Here is a 12,452-nt window from a genome sequence, read left to right as displayed (position 1 = left end):
AGTCAGAGATGCTAATTGATTTTTACTAACCAATTAGCATCTCTGTTTTTCGTTTCAAAAATAAATTTTACTTAATCTGCTCAAAATAATTAAGAATTAAATCAATGGCAATCAAAAGGGGGGCATGATGATGTTTATATATATTTTCATCAAACAATTCACTGGAAGCGCAAATTAACGTTTCCACATATTGAGCAATTTTGGCATTTGGATTGTTCACTAGTGCCACAACATTGGATAAGTTATACTTCAAATGCTCCGCAAGTGATAATGTACTCGCTGTGTTTCCACTCTCTGAAATAATAATAATCAAATCATCTCGTTCCACAATTTGAGGAAGAATATCGATAATAAAAGAGTCATAAGTAAAAACAACATTTTTTTTTGAAGTTACTAAGTTTTTCGAAAAATATTCACCTAAGATTTTAGTCATACCAAGGCAGGCAATATAAATCTTAGGGGCATGTAAAATACGTGTGGCAAGTTGTTCAATTTGCTCCTTGGGTAATTGTTGAACACCCAATTGAACGTTTTCCAGAAAAGTAACTGTGAAATCTTTTGATGTGGGTTTCTTTTCTTTTTTTGTCGAACTAAGTAAAAATTTAAGTTCTGAAAAGCCCGAGAGTTTTAATTTATGACACATTCGTATGACCGTTGTAGTACTAACATTGGTTTCTTCTGCAAGAGAAACAAGTGTCAATTGTTCGATGTTTGTAACATGATTATCTATATAAAAAAACACCTGTTTTTCAGCAATGCTTAGTAATTCAATATCTTTTGCAAATAGATTGTATAAGGTGTTTAATGCCACAGTAAATCCTCCCCTCACTAATACGTTTAGTATACATAAATACGTATTTTAATACAATAGTGTACAAATGTACGCATTTCGTACATTTGAAAAAATTAAATATGGTATAACTAAGATAACCTAGGTGGCCAACTTATTTTAAGGGAGATGATTGCATTGAAGCTAAGTAATATCACATCAAAAGAACTTGTGTTTTTAGATCAAGACTGGCACTCTAAAGAAGCTGTTTTTGATCATTTAATTGATGCACTGCATAAACAAGGAATAATAGAAGACTCCAAAGAATTTAAAGAAGCTGTTCTGGAACGGGAGACCATTTCAGAAACTGGTTTAGAAAAAGGATTTGCTATTCCGCATGGTAAATCAAAAACGGTGAAAAAGGCCGCATTTGCATTTGCTAGATTAAATAGACCAATTACCAATTGGGAAAGTATTGATCCAACAAATCAAGTAAAATATGTTTTCTTGCTAGCAATTCCAGAGGCAGAAGCAGGATCCACACATTTAGAGCTTTTAGCAGAATTAAGTAAGCGTTTACTCGAAGATCAATTTATTACAAATATTACCCAAGCAAAAAATGTATCTGAATTTTTAACTATATTGGACACAGAAAAAGCTGTTGATACAGAAACTGCTTATACAAGAAAAATCGTGGCCATAACCGCATGTGCTGCTGGGATTGCTCACACATATATGGCAGCAGAAGCGCTTGAAAAAGCAGGGAAAGAGCTTGGAATTCAAGTGCTCGTAGAAAAGCAGGGAGCAAACGGAATTGAAGACCGTATAACTCCCGAAGTACTTAAAGGAGCAGAAGCCGTCATCTTTGCGACAGATATTACTGCTAAAGATAAGCATCGTTTTAAAGGACTTCCGTTTATCCAAAGAAGAGTTGCTGAACCATTACGCAGTGGTAAAGAAATGATTGAAACCGTGCTAACTAATCCTGATGGACATGTAAAAGCTGATGATGATGCTTCAGTTCCTAATGACGAGGGAAAAAGTAGCTTCTTTTCTCAAATTTATCGAGGGATTCTAACTGGGATTTCCTATATGTTACCTGTCATTGTCGCAGGAGGTTTAATGATTGGGATTGCTCAACTTGGTGCTGCAGCATTTGGACTTCAAAAAGTAATTGCCAACCCAGAATTTGCTAAAAACTCCAATGAGCTAATCGTGATTTTCCATTATCTTGGTTTATACGGAAATATGATAATGAAATTTATTTATCCTGTATTTGGGGCATTTTTAGCCTATTCGATTGCGGATCGTCCTGGTCTTGCACCTGGGTTTATTGCCGGTGCATTTGCTGGTGGATTGCACTATACTTTCTGGGGTACAGAAGGCGGAATTCCATCTGGGTTCTTTGGAGTTCTTATCTTAGCCACAGTAGCTGGATTTACAGCAAAATTCTTAAATGAAAAAATTCATCTTCATAAAAATTTACAAGCGATGAAACCGATGTTTATTATTCCTGGGATTACCGTGCTGATCATTTTCTTACTGAATTTTTACTTTGTTGATCCAGTGTTTGGTCAAATAAATCTCTGGTTACAAAATTTAATCATTCAAAATAAAGATTCGAGCGCAGTAGTGCTTTCTACCATTATCGCTTGCTTAACTGCATTTGACTTAGGTGGCCCAGTAAATAAAGCTGCCGGAGCAATTGCCATCGGACTTGCAGCAGATAATATTTTCCCACTAACTGCTCGTGTTTTAGCAATCGTTATTCCACCAATCGGTATTGGACTTGCAACTGTTTTAGATAAATATGTAGTTAGACGTCGTGTATTCGATGAGAACTTGCGCGTTGCTGGTACGACTTCCATTTTCTTAGGATTTATTGCAATAGGTGAGGGAGCTATTCCATTTATGCTTCAAAATCCACTTATTACTATTCCAATTAATATGATAGGAGCATCTTTAGGGGCCGTTACTGCTGTTTTACTTGGTGCTGTTCAATGGTTGCCACTCCCAGCAATTTGGGGTTGGCCATTAGTAGAGAATTTTTGGGCGTATGCAATTGGACTGATTGTTGGTATCGGATTTATTACATTTGCTAATATTTTTGTTCGCTATGGTTTAATTAAACGCAAAGAAAATAAAACAAAATAAGTAGAAATTTTGACAGATGTATTGTATATTTCATTGCATCTGTCAATTGAATTGAGAGGTTGTTAAATAATGAAAAAAGTACATGTGGTTGCGCATTCCCACTGGGATCATGAATGGTATTTTACCATGGAAGATTCCCATATCTTATTGGTTGAAAATATGGATTATTTATTACATTTACTAGAAACAAAAGAATCTTTTTCAAGTTATTCATTTGATGGACAGATGTCAATTATTGAACGCTATTTAGAAATTCGTCCTGAAAATAAAGCTCGAGTTGAGAAATTAATCCAGCAAAGAAAACTTTTTGTTGGACCTTGGTATACACAGACAGACTCGTTACTTGTAAAAACAGAAGCAGTTATTCGAAACCTGCTATATGGATACAAAATGGGGGAAGCATTTGGTCATAGTATGCGGATTGGTTATTCACCAGATATTTTCGGTCAACATGCTTACTTACCAGCTATATATAAATCATTTAATATGACGCATAGCATTTTCCAGCGTGGCGTTTACAATGAACAAGTTCAAAATGATGTAAATTTCACTTGGGTAGCTCCCGATCAAACAACCATACCAACGAATAATATTTTCTTTGGTTATGGCCCTGGAAAATTTTTAAGCAGCGACAAAGAATACGTAGCAACTAGGTTATTGCCGATTTTAGATAAACTAGCAGCTATGAATGAGCATACAGATGTTCTTCTTTTGCCAGCAGGAGGAGATCAGGTGTTAGCTCGTAAAAACTTCCCTGAAATTATTGCCGAACTAAACGAAATGAATTTAGGCTACCACTTTGTCTTATCTGATTATGAAAGCTTTATGGATGAGGCCTGGGAATCAAATTTCCCTAATGAAATAAGCGGGGAGTTAATTGCTTGTCAGAAGTCTCGTATCCATAATACTTGTCGTTCAGAACGTTATGACATAAAATGGCTTAACTATTTAGTTGAAAATAGAATTGTTAATATTTTAGAGCCTTTAGCCGTTATTGCAAAAAATGCTGGGCTAGAATACCCACAACCATGGCTCGATATTATTTGGAAAAAATTGTTTGATAGTCATGCCCATAATGGAATTGGCGCTTCCAACTCAGATGATGCCAACCACGATATTGTCGTCCGTCTTACTAGCGCGCTTCGAATGACTGATGACTTAATTAATCTTTTGAAAAAACAAATTGCACACGCTGTTAGCCAAAAACAAGAAAACAGTAATATTGCACTAGTTTTCAATACTAATCCACGAAAAACGAAACAAGCCGTAAAATTAGTCGTCTTTACAGCTGAAAAATCATTTGAACTAGTTTCAAATGGAGAAAACTGGCCTTATAGCATCCTTAAACGAGAACAACTTGATGGTGGGCGAAAAATAATCGTAACTGCGGCGGGAGAAAAAGAAGTGACCATTCCAGCCTATTACCGTACAGAACTGCTTTTAGAAGAACGGGTACTTCCCGCACTAGGATACATGACAGTAGAGATAAATGTTACTGCAAAGAATGCAGATCAACTCGTGGTTGTTTCTGATCAATCCATTGAGAACGAAAATATAGCCGTTCATTTTCAAAATGGCAAACTGAATCTAATCAATAAAAAAACCAAAACAGAAATACCAAATTTTATTCGCTTTGAAAATGTAGCAGATGCAGGTGATTCATTTGATTTCTCTCCACTACCAAATGATGAAACTATTTATATGGAAACATGTGAACTATTAACAGTAGAAAAAAATCAGTTATTTAGTAAAATGCAGTTAAAACATTCCATGACGATTCCTAGTAATTTAGAAGAACGAATAACTAAAAAACGGACAAAAGTTTTAGATATTATGACAGAAATTGAATTGATTCATGGAGAAGAATTTGCTCGAGTACGCCATATAATAAATAATCAAGTTTGTGACCACCGTATTCGCACACTAGTAAAAACACAAATAACTAACCCACAACATTCTTATGCGGATCAAGGTTATAGTTTACTGAAGCGAAGCACAACGAACCCTTACTTAGCTAATTGGCGTGAGGAAGGCTTTGTAGAAGCACCCGTACCAATTTATCCACTTGAAAATATCGTAGCAGTTTCAGAAGCAGCAAAGACATTTGCAGTTCTTGGCGGAGGTATGAAAGAATATGAAATCTTACCTGAGACAAATGAAATTGCCTTAACCCTTTTTAGAAGTAATGGTTTGCTTGGAAAAGATGATTTAATGTGGAGACCAGGTAGGGCATCAGGCATTAACAATAAAGTCGTTCCAACCCCTGATGGACAAATGCTAGAGGAAATGGTATTCGAATATGCTATTTACACGCAAGAAGAAGCTTTAAATGAACGGGATCTATTTGAAAAATCCAATCAGTTTGAAGGTCATATCGAAAGTTACCAGTTACAAACTCTCAACACCTTTGAAGAACGGTTAGAACGATTTGAAATTGATTATCCGGTACAAGAATTGCCAAATCAAACTTCCTTATTCGAAATAAATAATCCCGCCATCTTTATGAGTACCTGTAAAAACGCTTGGGAGAGTGACGGCATTATCATCCGTTTATTCAATCCAACTGAAAAAGACGAAATACTTTCATTTAAAACATCGCTTGGAGCGGGTAGCTGGCTAGTTTCACTGGCAGAAGAAAAACTAACACCAATTACAAATAATAGCATAAGTCTTCCACAAAAAGGATTTGTCACACTATTATTGGAGGAAAAGTAATATGCAAACAACTTTTACAGAGAAAATAGAAGAAAAATTGCAATTAATTTATCAAGAAAATTATCAACCGGACTATCTAGAAAAAATGCTTCATTGTATAAATGCTTACAAAGAAATCCCTCAAAAGGCAATTGCAACCATTTCTGAGCAAAATATTTATCTTATTACGTATGGCGATAGTTTTTACGAAACCGGAAAAGCACCACTACAGACATTGCATGAATTTTTAATAAAAGAGACGTCCGATGTCATTACAGATGTGCATTTATTACCAGTTTTCCCTTATACATCAGATGATGGTTTTTCAGTGACAGATTATACTGCGATTGATTCATCATTAGGTGATTGGAAAGATGTGCAAAATTTGTCTAAAGATTTTCGTGTCATGCTTGATTTTGTCGCTAATCATATTTCTAAATCAAGTAGTTGGTTCCAAAGTTATATAAAACAAGAAGCACCATTTACAAATTTTTTCATTGAAAAAGATGTTCATTTTGACTATCGAAATGTTGTTCGCCCGAGAACGTCGCCACTTTTTCATCAATACGAAAATGGCAAAGAACTGTGGACCACTTTTAGTGAAGATCAATTAGATTTAAATGTGAAAGAGATTGATTGTCTTATTGCTCTAACAAATGTCCTTCTTTTATATGCCGAAAAAGGCGCAACAAGCATTAGATTAGATGCGATTGGTTTTTTGTGGAAAGAATCAGGAACAACTTGTATGCATTTGAAAGAAACGCATGAAATTATTTCACTTTGGCGTATTTTAATTGATGAACTTTATCCTAATTTACAAATTATTACTGAAACAAACGTCCCACACGAAGAAAACATTCGTTACTTTGGAAATGGTGAAAATGAAGCGAATATGGTTTACCAATTTCCACTACCGCCACTCGTTTTGCATACAATGACAACCCATAACTCTAATAAACTTTCTAAATGGGCGAGTAGTATCTCTCCTATATCCGACACAGCCACCTATTTCAATTTCCTAGCTAGTCACGATGGCATTGGAATGCGTCCTGCTACAGGTATTTTATCAGAAGCAGAAATTGGTTTTTTAGTGGAAAAAACGAAAGAAAATGGGGGACAAGTGTCCTATAAAGATAATCCTGATGGTACGCAATCCGTATACGAATTAAATATTAATTACAGTGAGGCGTTAAAAAATAAAACGGAAGATATAACAGAAGCGCTTATTACACAAAAAACGGTTGCAGCTCATGCCATTTTACTTATGTTACAAGGTGTGCCGGCAATTTATTACCATTCATTGGTTGGCTCTAAAAATGACTATAACGGACTAGAGTCTACGGGAATAAATCGCCGTATTAATCGAGAAAAGTTGGAAATAAATCAACTATACACCGAACTAAAATCAAATCCATATCGCAACAAAATCTTTTCTTCTTTAAAAAAACTAATCCGCATTCGTCGTAACCACCAAGCCTTCTCACCATTTGCTAAGCAGGAAATAGTAGATTTAGGAGCGGATATTTTTGCATTAAAACGTGAATCTAGCGATGAGTGTATCTATGGAATCGTTAATGTCTCCTGTAAAAAAACTACCAAACAGCTACCTTGCGCAGGAAAAAATCTATTAAATAATCAAACTATCGAAGGAGAGATAACATTGTTTCCTTATGAAGTGATTTGGTTGAAAGAAGGGCATAAATGAACATTGTCATTGCACCAGATGCTTTTAAAGAAAGTGCTAGTGCCATGCAAGTTGCGAAGGCAATAAAAACTGGCTGGCAAAAAGCGCGACCAACTGACACGATTCATTTATCACCAGTTTCAGATGGCGGTGAAGGGCTCTTAGATGTTTTAAAAGAAAATTGTGATATGGAGTTATATCAAACAGAAATTACACGATTAGATGGAAAGAAAATACTTGCTTCCTATGGTATTTTAAAAGATCAAAAAACTGCAGTGATTGAATCAGCGCGCGCCATTGGCCTAGACTTAATTGCTACTGATAAACGAAATCCTGCACTTGCAAGCTCATTTGGTGTTGGTGAACTTATACTCGCTGCCTTAGATCAAAACATCCATAAGATTATTATTGGACTTGGAGGTAGCGGCACAAATGATGGTGGAGCAGGATTATTGCAAGCACTAGGGGTTCAACTTCTTAATAAAAATAACGACAGCATCGAGCAAGGGGGAATTCATTTAACCAACCTCAACCATTTAGATGTCACGCAACTAGATCCACGCTTAAAACAAGTTTCCTTCCAAATTGCTAGTGATGTATCCAATCCATTATTGGGAGAGAAGGGAGCTACATTCACATTTGGTAGGCAAAAAGGGGCAACCCCGGAGATGCTTATCGAACTCGAACTAGCAATGACCAATTACGGAGAGAAGTTAGATGCATTTGCTGCTAAAAAAGTTTCTCTAATGAAGGGAAGCGGGGCAGCAGGAGGTATTGCAGCAGGACTGACCGCTATTCTAAATGCAGAAATAGTTAGTGGAGCAGACCTTGTTATCAAACTTTCTGAGTTAAAGCAACAATTAGCTAATGCAGATTTAGTTATTATCGGAGAAGGAAAAATGGATGCACAATCAGTGATGGGAAAAATACCTGTTCGAGTAGCCTCAGAAGCTAAAAAAGCGGGTGCATTTGTTTTAGCAATTGTTGGTAGTACAAGTATTGAAAATTCGCTTGCTTATCAAAATGGTATAGATGCAGTATTCCCAATCATTCCCGAACTAACAGATTCCGTGACTATTTTTTGTGAAACAAGCGACAATTTAGCAAGAACAGCAGAAAACATCGCTAATTTAACATCACTTTTTAAAAAGGAGTAGCTTTGAATGGCTAAATACGACTTAAAACCAGAAATAAAAATAAAATCATCTGAGACTGGTTGGGATAATTATGCAGATATAGCAAAAGTACTTAAAGAAAAAAGTTCGACTTCTAAAATTATTGCCATTGAATGTTATCCAGGAGTAAATTTAGAAGAAATTAAAACCAATCTTATATCTCTTTTAAATCCCCAAAAAATCATTTTAGCAGATGATGCAATGATAACTACTCAAGAAGTCCAAGAAATGATAAAGCGAACAATAACTGAAGATCGCGTCTTCGGCATTATGTCGAATTATGTATTCAATGAATTTTTAGACCCAGAAAAAGTTTATAAATTAAAAAAACAAATAAATGAAACACCTGGACTTATTGTTATCTATGGAACAGGGGCCACACTTATTGCAGATCCAGATATTATCGTCTACGCGGATCTCACACGTTGGGAAATTCAGCGCCGTTTTAGATACGAGAACCTAACAAATTGGAAAACGAATAACCCAAGTGAAGATGCACTTCGCAAATTTAAACGCGGCTATTTTTTTGAGTGGCGTATGGCCGATCGTTTAAAAAATCAACTTTACGAAACGACAGATTTCATTTTAGACACTAATAATAAAAATCAACCTAAAATGATTTCAGCTGCAGCTTATCGCACTGGTTTAAAACAGTTTACAGAACAACCTTTCCGCCTTGTTCCTTACTTTGATTCAAGTGTTTGGGGCGGCCAGTGGATGAAAGAAAACTTCCAATTAGACCAAAATGTCGCCAACTATGGCTGGGCTTTTGACGGTATACCAGAAGAAAACAGTATTATTTTAAGCTTTGATAATGTAAAAGTGGAAGTTCCAGCAATCAATATTGTACATCAATTTCCAAATGAGCTACTAGGACCGAAAGTGCATAGTCGCTTCGGAAAAGAATTCCCGATTCGTTTTGACTACCTTGATACAGTTGGCGGCGGAAATTTAAGCTTGCAAGTACATCCACTCGTTGAATATGCTCAAGAAAAGTTTGGAATTCACTATACACAAGATGAAAGCTATTATATTTTAGAAGCTGGGGAAAAATCCACCATTTATCTTGGCGTAAAATCAGATACAACCAAAGAAGCGCTTCTGGCAGATTTAAAAAAAGCAGAACAAGGTCACTTTAGATTTCCCGATGAAAAGCATATTAATGTCTTCCCAGTAAAAAAACATGATCATATCTCCATCCCAGCTGGTACTATTCACTGTGGCGGTCCAGATACCGTCGTTCTAGAAATAAGCGCCACACCATATATTTTTACTTTTAAACTTTGGGACTGGGAACGTGTTGGTTTAGATGGCTTGCCGCGGCCACTTCATATCGATCATGGGTCAGCAAATATCCAAATGGAACGAGATACCAACTGGGTCCAAAATAATTTGATAAACCAAACAAAAATATTGTATAAAGATTCCGAAATCACATCCGAACAAACAGGTCTCCATGAATTAGAGTTCATCCAAACCGAACGTCACTGGTTCACAGGTTCAATTATCTTAAACACAAATGGCAGCGTTAATATGTTAAATCTAGTCGAAGGGGAGACAGCACAAATTGAGTCCTTAGATAATTCCTTCCAACCCTTCATTGTTCATTATGGAGAAACATTCATTGTCCCTGAGCAAGTCAAAACATATCGTGTACATGCTATAGATTCAATTAAAAAACATGCCATTATTCAAGCATTTGTAAAAAATTAACCTAAATAAGTAAAGCCTGCAATCGAGGTTTTACTTATTTTTTCATTCATTCAAAATATATGTTAAAATTTATATGATAATAGATTAAATTACAACATTGAGGGGACTCTATGACATGAAGAAAAGCCAGACATTTGCTAAACAAATACTTCAATTTAACAAAACGCTTTCACTTGATACACTAGCATTACCAACTGGATTTAAATTAATCAATCCATATAACGGTAACCAAAAAGACCAAGTAAATAAAATAACGACCGCATTTTACCAAAAATATTATAATGACACCAAGCCTCGTCGCCTAATACTTGGAAGCTCACCCGCACGTCAAGGATCAGCGGTAACAGGTGTGCCATTTGAAGACGCTAAACATCTCCAAAACGAGACTGGTATTTTTATAGATAAATTTCATATAAATAAGTCCTCGTCAGGCTTTTTATATGATGTTATTAATGAATATGGCGGTTGTCAGCAATTTTATTCAGACTTCTATATGAATTTTGTCTGCCCGCTAGGTATAGCAAAAATAAAGCCAAACGGAAAAGAAGTCAATTGTAATTACTATGAAAACAAAAAAATCCAAGCCATTTTATTACCATTTATTATCGAATCCATACGTAGCCAAATAAATTTTGGTATTGATACCTCTGTATGTTATTGTATAGGAAGTGGCGAAAATTATGCTTTTTTATCAAAACTAAATGAGCAATATCAGTTTTTCCATACCATTATTCCATTAGAACATCCTCGTTTTATCACACAATACAATTCACAACATAAAGATAAATATATGGAGAAATATTTAAATGCATTATTAAAAAACAAAGATTATATGAAATGAAAGGATGAACTTATTTGAATATCATTGTCTACTGTGGAGCAAGCAAAGGAAATAATCCAGCTTATGAACAAGCCGCGAAAATGTTAGGTGAATGGATTACCGCGCAAAAACATACACTAGTATACGGCGGAGGAAAAGTTGGACTGATGAGCGTAATTGCTGATACTGTAATTAAGGGAGAAGGAGAAGTAATTGGCGTAATGCCTAGATTTTTAATGGACCGAGAACTAGCACATATGCATTTAACCAAGATGTATTCTGTTCATACAATGGCAGAACGAAAACAAAAAATGCTTGATCTAGGAGATGTTTGTATCGCACTACCTGGAGGACCTGGTACGCTAGAAGAAATTACCGAAATGATTTCCTGGTCGAGAATCGGTCAAAACCCCAATCCTTGCATTCTATTTAACGAAAATGGTTTTTATGATCCTTTAAAAGACTTATATGACAGCATGGTAAAAAACGCTTTTCTCACGCAAGCCGATAGAGATAAAACCCTATTTTCAAATTCATTAGAAGAAATCAACCAGTTTATAACTGATTACGTCCCAGCTGAAGTTCGAAAATATTCAGTTTAATAAAAGTCACTCTATGTTATATTACATAAAAAGCATAAAAGGAGATGATTGTCTTGAAAAAAAGCTTCATTCATTTATTTTTCGGAATGATTATTCTAGTAATTATCGCCCTGTATTTTTCATATGCACATCTAAATCAAAACTTTAAATGGATTGCAGGAATACTTTTGTTCTTAGGTACAATATTCAATTGGTTTTTATATCATAAGTATCTATCTAAAAAGTCTAATAAACAAGAGGATAACTAAATATTTCTTTATGGAAAATGGCTCTAAAGCGATATAGAGTATCTGGAAAACAATGTATTCTCACGCAAACCTCAAACTATTCCATTAAACGCTTTACATTTTTTACTTTAATTACTATTATTGAAGTAAGAGACATATCACCTCTATATGAAAGAGGACTAAAACCTTAAATTTGCTCCACTTAAATTTGCATAAGTAAAAGACTACCTCTATATGAAAGAGGACTAAAACTTCAAAGATAAATGCCGTAGAATGCTTGATGTAAAAGACTACCTCTATATGAAAGAGGACTAAAACGTCTAATGTGGATAAGTCTAATAACACTTATCCATCATTTAGGTGTTTTATTTTTTTGTGATTATATGTACAATAGGAGAGAGAACAAAAAATCATTGAGGTGAAAACTATGAGAATTACCAAAGTAGAGATTAATAGAAAAAAAGTGCTAATGTCTAGGGATAGACACAGGGGAAGGTTAGTTTATGAAAGTGAAAAGCAAGATAATACTGAACAAATTGACATAGTACAATAAAAGTAGACCCAGGGTTAGAGAAAAAATGATAAAATAAAAGAAAGAAAACCCAAGTGTCAAA

At 35.2% G+C, this 12,452-nt stretch carries 8 protein-coding genes; 7 read left to right on the top strand and 1 reads right to left on the bottom strand.

Annotated elements, in window-relative coordinates; all coding sequences use genetic code 11:
* Positions 1 to 67 precede the first annotated feature (67 nt).
* Entirely contained in the window at positions 68 to 811 is a 744-nt protein-coding gene (locus HCJ50_RS09525; protein ID WP_074673866.1) for a MurR/RpiR family transcriptional regulator, read from the bottom strand.
* 156 nt (positions 812 to 967) lie between these two features.
* Here HCJ50_RS09525 and HCJ50_RS09520 point away from each other — a divergent pair, with 156 nt between their 5' ends.
* The 7 genes from HCJ50_RS09520 (at position 968) to HCJ50_RS09490 (ending at position 11,611) form a co-directional block, all read left to right on the top strand.
* Positions 968 to 2,923, top strand: coding sequence for a fructose-specific PTS transporter subunit EIIC (locus HCJ50_RS09520; protein ID WP_185348091.1), 1,956 nt, complete (start codon positions 968 to 970; stop codon positions 2,921 to 2,923).
* Positions 2,924 to 2,992: 69 nt separating this feature from the next.
* The gene (locus HCJ50_RS09515; RefSeq protein WP_185348089.1) at positions 2,993 to 5,638 is read left to right on the top strand and encodes a glycoside hydrolase family 38 N-terminal domain-containing protein; all 2,646 of its coding nucleotides are present in this window, start codon (positions 2,993 to 2,995) and stop codon (positions 5,636 to 5,638) included.
* Position 5,639: 1 nt separating this feature from the next.
* Positions 5,640 to 7,322, top strand: a complete 1,683-nt coding sequence (locus HCJ50_RS09510) for a sugar phosphorylase (protein WP_185348087.1) — start codon at positions 5,640 to 5,642, stop codon at positions 7,320 to 7,322.
* The gene (locus HCJ50_RS09505; RefSeq protein ID WP_185348085.1) at positions 7,319 to 8,458 is read left to right on the top strand and encodes a glycerate kinase family protein; all 1,140 of its coding nucleotides are present in this window, start codon (positions 7,319 to 7,321) and stop codon (positions 8,456 to 8,458) included. Before HCJ50_RS09510 ends, HCJ50_RS09505 begins: the two co-directional genes overlap by 4 nt.
* A gap of 6 nt (positions 8,459 to 8,464) precedes the next feature.
* On the top strand, positions 8,465 to 10,189 hold the full coding sequence (locus HCJ50_RS09500) for a class I mannose-6-phosphate isomerase (RefSeq protein ID WP_185348083.1): 1,725 nt from the start codon (positions 8,465 to 8,467) through the stop codon (positions 10,187 to 10,189).
* Positions 10,190 to 10,304: 115 nt separating this feature from the next.
* Positions 10,305 to 11,030, top strand: coding sequence for a uracil-DNA glycosylase family protein (locus HCJ50_RS09495; RefSeq protein ID WP_185348081.1), 726 nt, complete (start codon positions 10,305 to 10,307; stop codon positions 11,028 to 11,030).
* A 14-nt stretch (positions 11,031 to 11,044) separates the two neighbouring features.
* Positions 11,045 to 11,611 carry an LOG family protein gene (locus HCJ50_RS09490; protein WP_185348079.1) on the top strand — a complete coding sequence of 189 codons (567 nt, stop codon included), beginning with the start codon at positions 11,045 to 11,047 and terminating at the stop codon, positions 11,609 to 11,611.
* Positions 11,612 to 12,452: the final 841 nt, after the last annotated feature.

Origin of the sequence: Listeria immobilis, assembly GCF_014322765.1 — a bacterium.
GTDB classification, from domain to species: domain Bacteria; phylum Bacillota; class Bacilli; order Lactobacillales; family Listeriaceae; genus Listeria; species Listeria immobilis.
Note: the sequence above shows the minus strand (reverse complement) of the source record. Positions and strands in the feature narration are given on the sequence as shown.